This is a genomic window from Bacillus sp. G16 (assembly GCF_021282335.1).
GTDB lineage: Bacteria > Bacillota > Bacilli > Bacillales > Bacillaceae > Bacillus > Bacillus inaquosorum.
In genome coordinates, this window is record NZ_JAJSOZ010000001.1 from 276,848 (window position 1) to 291,112 (window position 14,265).

At 44.7% G+C, this 14,265-nt stretch carries 16 protein-coding genes and 1 pseudogene; 8 read left to right on the forward strand and 9 right to left on the reverse strand.

All coding sequences use genetic code 11. From position 1 onward, the window contains the following. Positions 1-43 precede the first annotated feature (43 nt). The gene (gene spxO, locus LWH95_RS01345; RefSeq protein ID WP_003221681.1) at positions 44-208 is read left to right on the forward strand and encodes an anti-adapter protein SpxO; all 165 of its coding nucleotides are present in this window, start codon (positions 44-46) and stop codon (positions 206-208) included. Positions 209-236: 28 nt separating this feature from the next. Here spxO and cssS read toward each other — a convergent pair whose 3' ends face one another. After that, complete coding sequence (cssS, locus tag LWH95_RS01350) at positions 237-1,592, reverse strand: secretion stress-responsive two-component system sensor histidine kinase CssS (protein WP_060399453.1); 1,356 nt, start codon at positions 1,590-1,592, stop codon at positions 237-239. Then, positions 1,589-2,266 (reverse strand): secretion stress-responsive two-component system response regulator CssR, encoded by a 678-nt coding sequence (gene cssR, locus LWH95_RS01355; RefSeq protein WP_232918805.1) that lies wholly within the window; start codon positions 2,264-2,266, stop codon positions 1,589-1,591. Before cssR ends, cssS begins: the two co-directional genes overlap by 4 nt. A gap of 277 nt (positions 2,267-2,543) precedes the next feature. On the opposite strand from cssR, the gene htrB reads away from it, so the two are divergent. After that, positions 2,544-3,920, forward strand: coding sequence for a serine protease Do-like protein HtrB (htrB, locus tag LWH95_RS01360; RefSeq protein WP_148982824.1), 1,377 nt, complete (start codon positions 2,544-2,546; stop codon positions 3,918-3,920). A gap of 43 nt (positions 3,921-3,963) precedes the next feature. Here htrB and mrgA read toward each other — a convergent pair whose 3' ends face one another. Next, the gene (gene mrgA / locus LWH95_RS01365; protein ID WP_010330029.1) at positions 3,964-4,425 is read right to left on the reverse strand and encodes a metalloregulation DNA-binding stress protein MgrA; all 462 of its coding nucleotides are present in this window, start codon (positions 4,423-4,425) and stop codon (positions 3,964-3,966) included. A gap of 89 nt (positions 4,426-4,514) precedes the next feature. Next, complete coding sequence (locus tag LWH95_RS01370) at positions 4,515-5,357, reverse strand: oxidoreductase (protein WP_232918858.1); 843 nt, start codon at positions 5,355-5,357, stop codon at positions 4,515-4,517. 133 nt (positions 5,358-5,490) lie between these two features. Between LWH95_RS01370 and LWH95_RS01375 the strand changes: the two genes are divergently transcribed. The 4 genes and pseudogenes from LWH95_RS01375 (at position 5,491) to LWH95_RS01390 (ending at position 9,194) form a co-directional block, all read left to right on the forward strand. Continuing rightward, positions 5,491-7,287, forward strand: a complete 1,797-nt coding sequence (locus LWH95_RS01375; RefSeq protein ID WP_232918806.1) for a M3 family oligoendopeptidase — start codon at positions 5,491-5,493, stop codon at positions 7,285-7,287. 108 nt (positions 7,288-7,395) lie between these two features. Next, on the forward strand, positions 7,396-7,833 hold the full coding sequence (locus tag LWH95_RS01380) for a YusW family protein (RefSeq protein ID WP_148982820.1): 438 nt from the start codon (positions 7,396-7,398) through the stop codon (positions 7,831-7,833). 217 nt (positions 7,834-8,050) lie between these two features. After that, on the forward strand, positions 8,051-8,878 hold the full coding sequence (locus LWH95_RS01385) for an ABC transporter ATP-binding protein (RefSeq protein ID WP_075749192.1): 828 nt from the start codon (positions 8,051-8,053) through the stop codon (positions 8,876-8,878). Positions 8,879-8,905: 27 nt separating this feature from the next. Then, positions 8,906-9,194 (forward strand): annotated as a pseudogene (locus tag LWH95_RS01390) (YusU family protein). A 20-nt stretch (positions 9,195-9,214) separates the two neighbouring features. Here LWH95_RS01390 and LWH95_RS01395 read toward each other — a convergent pair. Beyond that, positions 9,215-10,102, reverse strand: a complete 888-nt coding sequence (locus LWH95_RS01395) for a LysR family transcriptional regulator (RefSeq protein ID WP_232918807.1) — start codon at positions 10,100-10,102, stop codon at positions 9,215-9,217. Between the two features lie 133 nt (positions 10,103-10,235). Between LWH95_RS01395 and LWH95_RS01400 the strand changes: the two genes are divergently transcribed. Then, positions 10,236-10,976 (forward strand): SDR family NAD(P)-dependent oxidoreductase, encoded by a 741-nt coding sequence (locus LWH95_RS01400; protein WP_232918808.1) that lies wholly within the window; start codon positions 10,236-10,238, stop codon positions 10,974-10,976. Positions 10,977-10,993: 17 nt separating this feature from the next. After that, complete coding sequence (locus tag LWH95_RS01405; protein ID WP_003240800.1) at positions 10,994-11,377, forward strand: tautomerase family protein; 384 nt, start codon at positions 10,994-10,996, stop codon at positions 11,375-11,377. 35 nt (positions 11,378-11,412) lie between these two features. On the opposite strand, the gene mdtP is transcribed toward LWH95_RS01405, so the two are convergent. The 4 genes from mdtP to LWH95_RS01425 form a co-directional block, all read right to left on the reverse strand. Next, the gene (gene mdtP, locus LWH95_RS01410) at positions 11,413-13,029 is read right to left on the reverse strand and encodes a multidrug efflux MFS transporter MdtP (RefSeq protein WP_003240811.1); all 1,617 of its coding nucleotides are present in this window, start codon (positions 13,027-13,029) and stop codon (positions 11,413-11,415) included. Position 13,030: 1 nt separating this feature from the next. Next, positions 13,031-13,501, reverse strand: a complete 471-nt coding sequence (mdtR, locus tag LWH95_RS01415; protein ID WP_060399445.1) for a MarR family transcriptional regulator MdtR — start codon at positions 13,499-13,501, stop codon at positions 13,031-13,033. A 158-nt stretch (positions 13,502-13,659) separates the two neighbouring features. Then, positions 13,660-13,992 carry a spore coat protein gene (locus LWH95_RS01420; protein WP_003222766.1) on the reverse strand — a complete coding sequence of 111 codons (333 nt, stop codon included), beginning with the start codon at positions 13,990-13,992 and terminating at the stop codon, positions 13,660-13,662. A 12-nt stretch (positions 13,993-14,004) separates the two neighbouring features. Then, positions 14,005-14,250: a hypothetical protein gene (locus LWH95_RS01425; protein WP_003222768.1), complete on the reverse strand. Its 246-nt coding sequence runs from the start codon at positions 14,248-14,250 to the stop codon at positions 14,005-14,007. Positions 14,251-14,265: the final 15 nt, after the last annotated feature.

A 14,265-nucleotide genomic window follows, 5' to 3' on the forward strand; every position in this document is an offset into this window, starting at 1 on the left:
GATGACCGAACGGTCAAAGCTCAAGCGAAAGGGTGAATCTAGAATGAGAGAATTGGACGAAATGATCAGCCGCTTGCGAAACAGAGGAATCAAAGTGGAGAAAGTCAAATATCCGAAGCAGACCTTGTCAGAGAAAAAATGGGTTCATCAATGCAAACAGCCGCTCAAAACAAATTACAGAGACTTTAACGGCTATTCTTTCACATAAAAAAATAGACTGCAACAACATCTACAGTCTATTTTGGCACTGCTATGCGGTATGTTACACCCGTTTTGTCATTTTCAATTGAGATAGAGGCCTTATGAAGAGTTAAAATTCGTTTTACGATGCTGAGACCAATGCCGAATTCGCCTTTCTTCCCTTTATTAAAAGGCTCATAGAGGCTGGAGAGCATCTCATCTTCAATATGCGGACCGTCATTTTTGATGGTGATCACGATATTCCGATCATCTTGTTTCATGCTGATTTCTATTTTTGTCGCAGCATAGCGGATTTGATTTTCCAGAATATTCTCGAGGAGTTTGTTCCATTGCTCCGGATCGCCAGGCATCAGAATGTCTTCTTCTACATCAATATCCCACGATAATTCTTTCCGCGCCCACTTCAGTCTTTCGATGACTTCTTCTGTCACTTCCACGATACTGAACATGTCGTGCTGCACTTTTTGCTTTGCTAAATAATCCAGCTTTGTTAAATATAATAAATCCTTTATTTTTTTCTCCAGCTTAAGGGCTTCGCCTTCAATGACATCTACTGTATTTTCAAGATCTCCTTTAGGAAAAATCCCGTCTTTAATAGATTGTGTATAACCTCTGATAACCATAACCGGTGTTTTTAAATCGTGAGAGATATTTTGCAATAGGGTTCTTTCTGTTTCGTCCTTTTGCACAAGCTTTTGACGCATCTCCTCGATGGTATGGCCCAATTTGCCGATTTCATCTTTCCGATCCACTTTCACTGGGTCATCCCAGTCCTGTTCGGAAATCCGTTTGACGTGCTTTTCAAATGACACGAGAGGCCTTGATAAATACTTCGCAAGCCAAATGGCTGGAATCCAGCTTAATAAAATGACAACAGCTAAAATAAACAGAAGCTGTCTGAATAGGGTATAGGCCAGATCGTCCCGATAGGAATCAAGCGCGTAGGAGAGCATCATGGCTGATTGTCCATTGACGGAAAGCCCCTTTTTAATGACAAAAAACACTTTCTCTCCATCGACGTCGGCGCTGTACCGTTTCTTTTTGGCCTCCTGCTTATCAGCCAGCTTGTACACCTTATGGATAAACGAAGATGACAGGATTCTCAAATCCTTGTCTGAAGAAGCAGCTTCATTTTCGGGCAGGAGCACGTGCTGCACAGAGCGCACAGTCGTAGGCGCCGTGGCTTCTTCACTGTAATAGCGCCTTTCAATTGAACCCGGCAGGCGGTACTCCGTCAGAACATGCTGCTCATTTTCAATTGTCGTATACGTTTCATTGGTAAAGAAATCGCGCAGCGTGTTTGAAAATAACACTAGCAGTAAAATAGATATCGCTAACAGGATGCCGGATATGACAACCCATATTTGAAACGCGAGCGGCTTGTTTTTCATGATGACATCATCCTGTAGCCGAACCCGTAAATCGTCTCCACCTTCAATTCAGGCATCTTTCTGCGCAGTCTCCGGACGAGGTCATCAACAACCCGGTCTGTGCCGAAGTAGTCATGCCCCCATACTTTTACGAGAATATCCTCTCGAGAGTATGGATGTCCTTTATGATGGATAAATAAAAGCAGCAGATCAAATTCCTTCGACGTCAAATTGATGATATTTCCGTTTTCATCATAGACCTCGCGGGCGTCTTCGGCGACCCGATACGAAGAGACGGCGATTTCATTTTTTTGTACAGGAGGAGCTTCCTTATAAATGAGCTGCAGCAGCTTTTGTACACGTATTATCAGCTCCCGCGGCAGAAACGGCTTTGAAATGTAGTCATTGCTGCCAAGCTCTAAGCCAAGCACTCTGTCAATATCTGCATCTCGGGCGGAAATAAAAATGACCGGCACGTCAGGATCTTTCGCTTTGATTTCTTTTATTAATGTATAGCCGTCGGTATCCGGCAGCATGATATCGAGAATCCAAAGGTGGGGAGACGGCGTCATTTTCTTCCTGGCGTCTTCACCTTTCGTAAAAGATGTAATGTTCCAGCCCTCATTCTCTAAATACTTCGTCAGCAGTTCATTCAGGTTATCCTCATCTTCAACTAGATAAATGGTGTATGACAAGGCTCTTCACATCCTTTCAACGTCATTATAAACTAGTTTTAACATACGGCAGGCAATTTTCATAATTTCACATATTCTTTTCATTTTTATCCCACAATGTTTGTTTATGATATGTATAAGGGAAGAAAGGAAGAGAAAAAGAGCGAGGAAGATGTAGGATGATCAAATATATTCTATTTTGGTGCTTTGCTTTTCTCCTCATCATTGGGACAATTGAACTTGTACATGCGATTAATTTGTAACGATAAATGAAAAACCGTTAAGGGAGTGTAAGAACATGGATTATCGACGTGATGACCAAAACGATCAACATCAAGCAGAATCTTCACATACAGAACATCAGAATACAGAAAACCGGCAGCTGATTGAACATTCTGAACAGAAATTGCTTGACGCGCCTGTTTCGTATGAAGCGGGAAAGCAGGAAACGGCTTCTGCTTTAGAAAGGGAGAAGACAGAAACGGCTGTGAAAAAAGAAAAGAAACGGAGAGCCGCTTGGCTGAGCCCGATTTTAGGCGGAATTATCGGCGGGGGCCTGATGCTCGGCATCGCGCCTTATCTGCCGTCAGACCAAAATCAGGCGACTGAGGCCGTTTCCGCCAATAAACAGGTGCAGTCAGATAATTTTACAACGACACCGATCACTAACGCTTCAAACGTCGCTGATATGGTAGAGGATTTAGAGCCGACGATTGTCGGTATCTCCAACATCCAAACCTCCCAAAATAACACATTCGGCACGGGAGGCGGCTCCAGCTCTGAAAGTGAAAGCGGAACGGGGTCAGGTGTCATTTTCAAGAAAGACAGCAATAAAGCGTATATCATTACAAACAACCATGTTGTTCAAGGCGCGAATAAGCTGACTGTCACGTTATACAACGGAGAAACGGAGACTGCCAAACTTGTCGGCAGCGATACCATAACTGATTTGGCCGTTCTGGAAATCAGCAGCAAGAACGTCAAAAAAGTGGCGAGCTTCGGTGACTCTTCAAAGCTGCGCACGGGCGAAAAGGTAATCGCCATCGGAAACCCGCTCGGACAGCAGTTTTCCGGTACGGTGACACAAGGCATCATCAGCGGATTGAACCGGACAATTGATGTAGATACAACACAAGGAACGGTGGAAATGAACGTGCTGCAAACTGACGCAGCGATCAATCCGGGGAACAGCGGAGGCCCGTTAATTAATGCAAGCGGCCAAGTCATCGGCATCAACAGTTTGAAGGTGAGCGAAAGCGGCGTGGAGTCACTTGGATTTGCGATCCCAAGCAATGATGTAGAGCCGATTGTTGATCAGCTGCTGGAAAACGGGAAGGTAGATCGTCCGTTTTTAGGCGTACAAATGATTGACATGTCACAAGTGCCAGAAACCTATCAGGAAAATACACTCGGCCTATTTGGAGATCAATTGGGCAAAGGTGTTTATGTAAAAGAAGTTCAAGGGAATTCACCAGCAGCAAAAGCCGGTATCAAATCTGAGGATGTCATTGTCAAACTAAACGGTAAAGACGTGGAAAGCAGCGCGGATATCCGCCAGATCCTTTACAAAGACTTGAAAGTCGGAGATAAAACGACAATTCAAGTACTGCGAAACGGAAAAACGAAAACCTTGAACGTGACACTGACCAAGCAGACAGAAAGCAGCACAAGCTAAGCGGTAATCAAAAAGCTGAACCCGAAAAGGGTTCAGCTTTTTTTTATCCTAAGTAAGCGGAAAGCATCCACACTTGTTTTTCAACTTCATCAATTAATCCGACAAACAAGTCCGCTGTCGCATTGTCTTGATTTTCTTCAGCCAGGCCGATCACGAATTTAGATTCGCTGCTGATTTGTTTGTAGTCATTTACCAATGCTTGTACCATTTCTGACGCTGATGTTTCGTTTCCGCTGTCTGTGATAGACGCATGCTCAGTGTATTCTTTCAATGTGGCAACAGGCTGTCCGCCAATCGCGAGCAGGCGCTCAGCGATGGTATCAACCGTTTCAGCCGCATGGTCATACAGTTCTTCAAATTTTTCATGCAATGTAAAGAAATGAGGCCCTTTCACATACCAATGGAAGCGGTGGAGCTTAGAGTATAACAGAAACCAGTTTGATAATTGTGTGTTCATTGAATTCTCAACTAATGTTTGGTTTGTTTTTGCATTTTCAGTTTTCATAAGATAACGTCCTCCTTGTGATCTGTTAATTTAATTATACCACGTATTAATTAAAAATCAATACTAAATTATAATTATTATAATTTAGATCAACTGAAAAGTTTTTTCTTGAGGATAGATTCCCACGCAGACCAAGGAAAAAGCGATCGGAATAACAAGGTGAGCTTGATGCCTTTTCCGATCGGATATCGCAATTTCTTTAAGCGCTGTTTTGTTGCCAATTGATAAATGAGGTCGGCAACCTCTTGGGGATCTCCGCTTTCATCTGCGTTTTTTTCAACGTAGGAAAGGATCTTTTTATAGTATCGATGATAAGCTGAATCGTCAGCGGGCACCGACATATAATTTGATAATGATGTTGACCAGATTGATGTCTTGTATGAGCCCGGCTCGATCAAAGCGGTTTCGATTCCGAACGGAAGCAGTTCCATACGCAGGCTTTCAGAAAAACCCTCCAGTGCATGCTTGGAAGCTGCATAAGGCGACAGCGCAGGGAATCCGGTCAGACCGCTGATGCTGCTCACATTTATAATCTTTGCGCCGCTATGCTTTCTTATGTAAGGCAAAACGGTTTTTGTCACATGAATTAATCCGAAGACATTTGTTTCAAATTGTTGTCTGAAATGTTCCATCGGCACATCCTCGACAAATCCTCCATAAGCCGTTCCGGCGTTGTTCACGAGAATATCGATGGGAGCGTAAGTGCTAACAGCTTTTCCGAATGAAGCGATTGATTGCTCATCGGTGACATCGAGAGCGGTAATGTGAATAGAATCAGACACATTGTGTGCTGCGGCCAATTCCCGAAGCTGTTCAGCTTTCTCAGGCTGTCTTGTTGTGGCAATCACGAAAAATGACTTGGCGAGCTTCACGGCTGCCAGCCGACCAAAGCCTTTTGATGCTCCTGTTACGATGGCAATTTTTTTATTCATCATATACCTCCTATTAAACTGCTACAGCTATTGTACAATCATGAACGGAAAATTACGGCTATCAAAGAATTTTTTATACAATAATTCAGAATTGTTCTATAATAAAATGAAAGAAGGAAAGGGGTTTTGTGTTATGGCGCTGCAAGGGGTAGACCAAAGATGGGATCTTGATTCATTTTTTAAGGGCGGGAGCCAATCAGAAGAATTCAAGGGATATACCGAGAAGCTGTCACAAAGTCTGCGTGCATTTCAAGACATGACTGATGCGTTTCAGGTGCCTGAATCGCCTGAAGATACTGAAGAACTGACGTCTTTGCTTGATTTATTCGAACAGACATCCGTCAAGCTTCAGCAGGCCGGCGCTTATGTCGCTTGCCTTATGGCCCAGAATATCAGTGATCAAAAGGCTAATGAGCATAAATCGCTGATGAATCAGCTTTCTGCTAATTTTCAGTCCTCTCTCGTCACATTGGATCATAAGCTTGTGGACATTGACCAAGACGTGTGGAATACACTGCTTACAAAACCGGGATTACGTGATGTATCGTACATATTAAACGAAAGAAGACAGCGGGTTGCCGAAAAGCTCAGCCCGGGTAAAGAAAAACTGATTGGAAACCTTGCGGTGGACGGGTATCATGCTTGGAGTGACTTATACAATATGGTTGTCGGGAAAATGACGATACAGTATGAGGAAAACGGTGAGAACAAGCAATTGTCTGTTGGCCAGGCTGAAAATGTGATGGCCCATCAAGACCGCGCTGTCAGAAAAACAATATATGAACGCTTGCATCAAGCCTGGGAGAGCAAGCAGGATGTGTTCAGCAGCACACTGAATCATTTAGCAGGATTCCGGCTTGAAACCTATAAAGCGCGCGGCTGGGAGAACGTCCTGAAGGAGCCGCTGCAGATCAACCGGATGAAAAAAGAAACACTGGATACGATGTGGCAGGTCATCGCTGAAAACAAGCAGCCGTTCGTTCAGTATCTGAACCGGAAAGCATCGATGCTCGGCCTTGAAAAGCTCAGCTGGTACGATGTTGAGGCACCGATCGGTTCTGATGGAAAAGCCTATTCATATGATGAAGCCGCAAATGTCATCGTCAGCCAGTTTTCAACGTTTGGCAAAAAACTGTCCTCTTTTACTGAAAAAGCGTTTCGGGACCGCTGGATTGAAGCGGAAGACAGGAGCGGAAAAAGAGTCGGCGGCTTTTGCACGAGCTTTCCGGACAGCGGTGAATCACGGATTTTTATGACGTTTTCGGGAAGTGCCTCAAATGTCTCAACGCTTGCACATGAGCTCGGACACGCGTTCCATCAGGAAGCGATGCTCAACGTCAGGCCGTTAAACCGTTCCTACGCTATGAACGTCGCGGAAACGGCCTCGACGTTTGCAGAAATGATTGTGGCGGACGCGACTGTCCAGCAGGCGCAGACGAAGGAGGAAAAGCTTGTCCTTCTTGAAGATAAAGTGCAAAGAAGCGTTGCGTTCTTCATGAATATCCATGCCAGATTCCTATTCGAAACGAGATTTTACGAAGAACGAAAGCGGGGAGCTGTCCCGGCCGACCGCTTGAATGAGCTAATGGAAGAGGCGCAAAAAGAGGCATATTGCGATGCGTTAGGAGAGTATCATCCACTTTTTTGGGCGTCAAAGCTTCACTTTCATATCACGAGGGTGCCATTTTACAATTTCCCTTATACGTTCGGCTATCTGTTTTCTCTTGGTATTTATGCATTGGCGCTTGAAGAAAAAAATGCGTTCGAAGAGAAGTATATCGCGTTATTGCGCGATACGGCTTCTATGACCGTTGAAGATTTGGCGATGAAGCATTTGGGTGCTGACATCACGAAGCGCGATTTCTGGGAGAATGCCATTAAGCTGGCCGTTCGGGATGCGGAAGCCTTTTTGCAAATGACTGAATCTTAAAGAAAAGCCGTGGCAGTTGCCTCGGCTTCTTTTTCAATTCTCCTCTGAATGAGGATTTCATTCTCTGGATATACCTAAAACAAATGGAATCCTACAGGGGGGAAACATATGCATTTGATCAGAGCAGCCGGGGCTGTTTGTCTCGCAGTGGTTCTGATTGCGGGCTGCCGTCTCAATGAAGATCAGCAGCAGGCAGAAGGAGAAAATACAGCCGTCACCCAGCAGAAGTCCGTTCCTTACAGCAATTTCTCGCTTCGCGTGAGCTATGGGGATGGTGAGCATAATCGTTATGAAAGCATATATACAAAGAACGGGACTCAGGAAACAGCGGAAATACAGGATAAGCTCTCCGGCGTCAAACAGGAGGGAGAAGAAGCATTAGATGAGATGAAAATAATCCTGAGCGAGCTTTCCCTGACAGACCAAATGGCAGAAACAGAAGTGATCCACAGTGTGCTGGCAGCATTTAATCTGGACAGCCATTATGATCATATCGACTTAAAGCTGAAGCTGAAGGACGGCTCAGTCAGAGAAATTAAGAAATAACCTTGTGATAAAAAACCCATAAACGCCAATTATGTCCAAAAAACTAATTGAAAATGATTTTCAAAGTCATTGTTTTCTGCTACAATGAGGGATATATGACCATATCAAATGGCTGAATATCGAATCACTTGCATTGATGACAATTGACTTAAAACGCATGTATATAGAAAACGTGCAATACATAGTGCTGCTAAAAAGCCAGCAAAAAGGAGCGGTTATGGGTATGAGTGCAATTTCTACAGAAACGCTGAGCTTAGGATACGGGGATGCCGTTATTATCGATGAGTTGAATTTAACAATTCCAAAAGGTGAAATCACCGTATTTATTGGCAGCAATGGCTGCGGAAAATCGACACTTTTACGTTCATTAGCGCGTCTGATGAAGCCAAGAGGCGGTTCAGTGCTGCTGGAAGGAAGAGCGATTGCCAAGCTTCCGACGAAGGAAGTCGCAAAAGAGCTCGCCATCCTGCCGCAAGGTCCTTCGGCTCCAGAGGGGCTGACAGTGCATCAGCTGGTCAAGCAAGGGAGATATCCTTACCAAAACTGGCTGAAACAGTGGTCAAAAGAGGATGAGGCAGCAGTTGAGAGAGCGCTTAAAGCAACAAAGCTTGAGGACATGGCTGACCGCGCCGTCGATTCTTTGTCAGGAGGACAGCGCCAGCGGGCTTGGATCGCGATGACGCTTGCGCAGGAAACGGATATCATCCTTTTAGACGAGCCGACGACGTATTTAGACATGACGCACCAAATAGAAATTCTTGATTTGCTGTTTGAGCTGAATGAAAAGGAAGAGCGGACGATTGTTATGGTTCTCCATGACTTAAACTTGGCGTGCCGCTATGCGCATCATCTCGTGGCTATAAAAGATAAACGTATTTATGCTGAAGGCCGTCCTGAAGAGGTCATTACTTGTGATCTTGTGCAAAATGTATTTTCTATGAACTGTCAGGTCACACAGGACCCGCTGTTCGGAACGCCTCTTTGTATCCCTCATGGCAAGGGCAGATGCATTGTCCAGGAAGCGGCTTTCACATCACATGGATAAATAACGCCAGCGGAAGGAGCTTTCACCCTGAGAAAGCTCCTTGCTGTTTTTTTCGAAAGGAAGATGGAAAATGGAACAAAAACTTCAGGAGCAGTTAGATGGATTGCTGGAGAAATATACTGAGCTTCTGCTTGGTGAATCAAACAATGAGCTAAAAGAAGAAGTGAAGCAATGGATTTTGTACACGCATATAGCCAAAAGCATGCCGCCCCTCGCTAAGCATTGGAATGCGACATATCCTGATGCAAAGCAAGGCATTAAAGATATCATTCAGCATATTAAGGAATTAAATGAAGCGCATCGAAACAAACAATAGCTAAAAAAGCAGTCTGCCAATTACAACAGACTGCTTTTTTGTGATGCTGCCGTTTTATCAGGCGCAAAGGAATCCATAAAGGTCCGCAACGCGCTGCTGATAAACGAATCTTTTCGGACAATAAATTCTGTTTTCATCTGTCTGAGGGCTTCAGGCAGCGGGTACAATCGAATCGACCCTTCAGCCTCGTGTTTCTGCACAACCGTTCTCGGCAGCAAAGAAATGCCAAGACCTGCTGTAACCCCGCCGATAATCGCTTCAAGCGTGCCAAATTCCATAATGACCGGCTGTGTGACGCCGACAGAGCGCAGCCATTTTTCAAGTGTCTCTCGATACGAACAGCCTGTGCTGTAAACGAGAATCGGCTTTGTGATGGCTTCCTCTGCATTGGAAACAGAAGCAGCCGAAACAACCACTGGTTCTTCCTCAAATGCAGGATAGGATTCGAGCTCAGGATGATTGCATTCGCATCCGATAAACGCGCCATCCAATTCATAACGAAGAACTTTATCAATGAGAAATTGTGTATGCCCCGTTGTTAAAGACAGCTGTACGTTTGGATGCTCTTCATAATAAGCAGCCAGAAGCTTCGGAAGCCTTACCGCGGCGGTTGTCTGAGTGGAGCCGATCATAAGCGGCCCGCTTGGTTCGACGGAGGATGAGAGCGCTTTAGACGCTTCATCCAGCAGGCCGATAATTTTATTTGCGTAGTCCAGCAGCAGTTTTCCGCTTGCAGATAGTGTCATGCCGCGATTATGGCGCAAAAACAGAATGGTGCCAAGCTCAGCTTCCAATTGTTGAATTCTTGCTGTGACATTCGATTGCACATAGCCAAGCTGCAGGGCGGCTTTCGTAATTGTGCCTTCACGGGCTACCATTTGAAACACACGTAAATCTCCGCTTTCCATTTTGAATTCCTCCGTTCATTTACTATCAATCTGAGTGATATCAAGTATCTTTAACAATCATTATACGTAACATCCAACCTGGATTACAATGGAAACAGCAAGATAATTTAATCAACAACAAGGAGTGGCGGCAATGAATGTAATCAACAAAATAGCTCTCGTAACAGGGGGCGGCACAGGAATCGGAAGAGCTGCCAGCATGGAATTGGCAAAACGCGGAGCGGTTGTTGCGGTGAATTATTCACGTTCGCAATCCGAAGCGGAGGAAACAGCGGAAATGATTAAAAAAGAAGGCGGGCAAGCCTTCGTCATCCAAGCGGATGTATCCAAAAACAGCGAAGTGCAGGACATGGTTCAATCGATTGTGAATACATACGGCACGATTGATGTTTTAGTCAACAACGCCAGCATTACGCAGCATATTCCAATGGATGATCTAGAAGCTGCGACAGAAGACATCTGGGATGAGCTGTACGCTGTCAATGTGAAAGGGATGTTTTTCTGCGCGCGGGCCGTTGTTCCATTCATGAAAAAAAGCAAGGCTGGAGCGATCGTAAATGTCGGCAGTATCGCAGGTTTAACCGGGGCGGGCTCATCTATGCCTTACGCAGTGTCAAAATCGGCGGTGCACGGTTTAACGAAATCATTGGCCCACGCCTTAGCGCCCGAAATCAGAGTGAGCGGTGTAGCACCGGGAGCTGTCGCAACGAGATGGTGGGCTGGCCGGGAAGAAAAAATGAAAAGCATGATCGGCACTTTGCTGTTACAGCGTATTGCTGAACCGGAAGAGGTCGCCAAATTGATCTGTTCACTTGTTGAACAGGAATCACTCACAGGCCAAATCATCACAATTGACAGCGGACAGACGCTGTAAAGAGAGGAGATGCGGGGATGCCATTTGTACAAATTCATTTGCGGGCGGGGAGAAGCGAAGCGTGGCTTAAAAAACTAAGCAGAACCATCCACCAATCGATGATCGAAGAAATCAATGTGCCGGAAGATGACTATTTTCAAGTGATCAGGCAATATGAAAAAAGCGAATTTTTTTATGATCCGTCTTATCTGCAGGTTGAGCGTACTGATGAACTGATATACATTCATTTTACGTTGAAGCATTCAAGAACAACTGAACAGAAAAAAGCGCTTTACCGCTCAATCGCAAGTGGGATTCATTCCGAGCTTGGTGTAAGAAAAGAAGATGTGTTTATCATGCTGGCCGGAAACCAGGATGAGGATTGGTCTTTCGGAAACGGAAGGGCTCAGATGATACAATAAAAAACCCCGCGGATTGGTACCCGCGGGGTTTTCTATTAATGGGAAGGTGATTCAACGGCTTGTGCCGCTTTCTCCTTTACTTGTTCTCCCGTTTTCTTATTCGATAGCTTGATAGGTTTTAAGAACAAGGTAAATACGGCTCCGACTGCGATAAAGATCAGGCCTGTATAAAACACACTGTGGAGCGAATCCATCAACGATGTTTTTAAAATCGGCATAATATGAGATGAGAAAGCCGCAGGGATTTGTTTGATTGCGTCCGGGCTGAACAGTGATTGCAGCAGCCCTTGCGGATTTGTATCAATCATACCCTTTAGCTGGGCGGCAAATGAGCTTGCCTGTGCCGGAAGTGAGTCTAAATATGGCACCAGTTTATCAGTTAATAAACTTCCGGATCTCGCATTCATAACGGCTCCCAGCATGGTAATACCGAATGTTCCACCGATAGAACGGAAGAATTGGCTGGATGAGGTGACAACCCCAAGCTCTTCCTTCGAAAAGCTTTCCTGTAAAGCCAGTGTCAGAATCGGCATAACCAGACCCATTCCCAGACCAATAATCGCCATATACGATGTAGCGACAAGCTTGCTCGTATCAAGATCCAAAGTTGTTAACAGCAGGAATCCTCCGGCCATAACCAGCATGCCTGTAATGATTTGCGGTTTAATGCCAATTTTGTAAACAAGCTGGCCGCCGATAATACTTGTAATAATCATAGAGATCATCATCGGTGTCATAATCGTGCCTGATTCAGACGCGCTTACACCGACAATTCCCTGCATAAAGAAAGGAACAAACGTAATTGCACCAAACATTCCGATACTCATAAAAAAGCCGATCAGGTTTAAAAATGTAAACGTTCTGTTTTTAAATAGATACATTGGCAGGATTGGCTCTTTTGCTTTTGATTCTACGATAATAAAGCTGACAATGCCGATTAGCGCGAGTGCGAATAAACCAAGAATCTGCCATGAATCCCACGCGTAATCTTTCCCGCCAAAGCTTAGGGCGAGAAGAAGGCTGACAACTCCGACAATCATCGTGAAAATACCAGCGATGTCGAAGTTGATTGGACCAGTCTGCTGGCGGCCCTGCAATCCTCTGGCAATAAAAATAACCGCAATAATTCCGACTGGAAGGTTAATATAGAAAACCCATTTCCAGTTTAGCGAGTCTACAATCCAGCCGCCGATTTGCGGCCCAATCACTGAAGCAAGCCCGTAAATTGCGCCAAAGACCCCTTGGAATTTAGCACGCTGTTTTCCTGTGAACAAGTCACCGATAACAATCATCGCCATCGGCATCATGATGCCTCCGCCGATTCCTTGAAGTCCACGGAAGATAATCAATTCTGTCATATTATTGGCCATTCCGCACAAAGCAGAAGCTGCCATAAAAATAATCAAACCTGATACATAGACAATGCGGCGTCCCAATAAATCGGCCAGTTTACCGGCAATTGGAACGATGGTTGTTGATGTTAACAAATATGCAGTTGTCAGCCAGGTCATCATGCTCAAACCGCCCAGATCACCGACAATTTTCGGCATGGCTGTTCCGACAATGGTACCATCAAGAGCTGAAAAAAACATGGCAATAATTAAGCCTGTTATTAATAACGTCCGTTTTGATTGTTTGCCTTCATTACTCATTTCATCCGTTTCCTTCTTTCATATTTTGCTTTTCATCAGTTTCCGCTGCAGCCTGTGCGAGCTTTTTTGTAATATGCGCCGCCTGAAGCATTTCCTCCTCTGTCAAGAAGGAAAGGTACCGTGCCATAATGGCCTTTCTGCCTGCCAAAACCTCCTCGAACTTTCTGTCTCCTTCATCAGTAAGACTGATATCTATCACTCGTCTGTCTTTTGTGTTGTGTGTTCTGGCGATGAGATTTTTTTGTTCAAGGCGATCTGCCATTAACGTCACCGCGCTTGGCTTGACCTCCATACGCTCGGCAATTTCAGAAATTTTGAGGCTGCCGTGTTTCTTTAAGCTGGCCAGCACAAACAGCTGCGCTGGGGTGACACCTTGTTTCTCCATGCTTTCCAGCATTTCAGGCTGTATCTTTTGAAAGAGCGCCTGAAGCGATAATTGAATATCGGACATTAACTGATCCGCACTCTTCATATTCATTTCCCCTCTGTTACATACACTGTATATATATTTTGATAACAAAATAGTTAATGCTTATTAAATATAAATAAGCGTAAATGAAAAGTCAACTGATTTTACACAAAAAAAGGATAGATGTCCGAAAGAACATCGTATCCCTTTTACTGATAGTGTTATTGCTGGTATGGAGACTGCTGCTGAATGGTCTGCTGGAACTTTTGATAGGACTGCTGCAGCTTCTGGGCATCCTCCGCTTCAACAGAATACCATCCATATTGGAACATGAGGTCATACAGTTTTCTTTGCGCTTTTTGTGACTCATCAAAAATGGATTGAATATCCTGATAAAGAGACTCGTGGCTGAATTCGTGCAAGGCTGTGCAATAAGCTGTTGTCATGTATTTTTCTGTTGTCAGCAGTTCGTTGACGAAATCTCTGTCATTCATCTCCGAAGTTGTCGGTACAGGTGTCTGCGGGTTGCTGATTTTCTGATTTTGCTGATTCATTCTGGCGCCTCCTTATTGGATGTAGCCGGACTGCTGCTGGCCTGGCTGCAGATGCTTTAATATTCTTTGATAGTGATCATGATGCATGTGTCCGACGCGGTCGAGTTCTTGTTTTAACGATTGATCCTGGCACTGCTGCGCCATGAAATGCGCTTTTTTCATAGCGAGCAAATTCCAGTTCAGCATGTCATTCAGATACAAATGATCCTTTGTCGAAATAACGGAAGGCGGCATTTGAGATTGCTGCTGATTATCCATTGTGATCCTCCTTTG

What these genes read in the sequence shown, in the direction of transcription:
- spxO (WP_003221681.1), top strand. Translation starts at nt 44, where the DNA reads ATGAGAGAATTGGACGAAATGATCAGCCGCTTGCGAAACAGAGGAATC.
- cssS (WP_060399453.1), bottom strand. Translation starts at nt 1,592, where the DNA reads ATGAAAAACAAGCCGCTCGCGTTTCAAATATGGGTTGTCATATCCGGC.
- htrB (WP_148982824.1), top strand. Translation starts at nt 2,544, where the DNA reads ATGGATTATCGACGTGATGACCAAAACGATCAACATCAAGCAGAATCT.
- mrgA (WP_010330029.1), bottom strand. Translation starts at nt 4,425, where the DNA reads ATGAAAACTGAAAATGCAAAAACAAACCAAACATTAGTTGAGAATTCA.
- LWH95_RS01370 (WP_232918858.1), bottom strand. Translation starts at nt 5,357, where the DNA reads ATGAATAAAAAAATTGCCATCGTAACAGGAGCATCAAAAGGCTTTGGT.
- LWH95_RS01375 (WP_232918806.1), top strand. Translation starts at nt 5,491, where the DNA reads ATGGCGCTGCAAGGGGTAGACCAAAGATGGGATCTTGATTCATTTTTT.
- LWH95_RS01380 (WP_148982820.1), top strand. Translation starts at nt 7,396, where the DNA reads ATGCATTTGATCAGAGCAGCCGGGGCTGTTTGTCTCGCAGTGGTTCTG.
- LWH95_RS01385 (WP_075749192.1), top strand. Translation starts at nt 8,051, where the DNA reads ATGGGTATGAGTGCAATTTCTACAGAAACGCTGAGCTTAGGATACGGG.
- LWH95_RS01395 (WP_232918807.1), bottom strand. Translation starts at nt 10,102, where the DNA reads ATGGAAAGCGGAGATTTACGTGTGTTTCAAATGGTAGCCCGTGAAGGC.
- LWH95_RS01400 (WP_232918808.1), top strand. Translation starts at nt 10,236, where the DNA reads ATGAATGTAATCAACAAAATAGCTCTCGTAACAGGGGGCGGCACAGGA.
- LWH95_RS01405 (WP_003240800.1), top strand. Translation starts at nt 10,994, where the DNA reads ATGCCATTTGTACAAATTCATTTGCGGGCGGGGAGAAGCGAAGCGTGG.
- mdtP (WP_003240811.1), bottom strand. Translation starts at nt 13,029, where the DNA reads ATGAGTAATGAAGGCAAACAATCAAAACGGACGTTATTAATAACAGGC.
- mdtR (WP_060399445.1), bottom strand. Translation starts at nt 13,501, where the DNA reads ATGAAGAGTGCGGATCAGTTAATGTCCGATATTCAATTATCGCTTCAG.
- LWH95_RS01420 (WP_003222766.1), bottom strand. Translation starts at nt 13,992, where the DNA reads ATGAATCAGCAAAATCAGAAAATCAGCAACCCGCAGACACCTGTACCG.
- LWH95_RS01425 (WP_003222768.1), bottom strand. Translation starts at nt 14,250, where the DNA reads ATGGATAATCAGCAGCAATCTCAAATGCCGCCTTCCGTTATTTCGACA.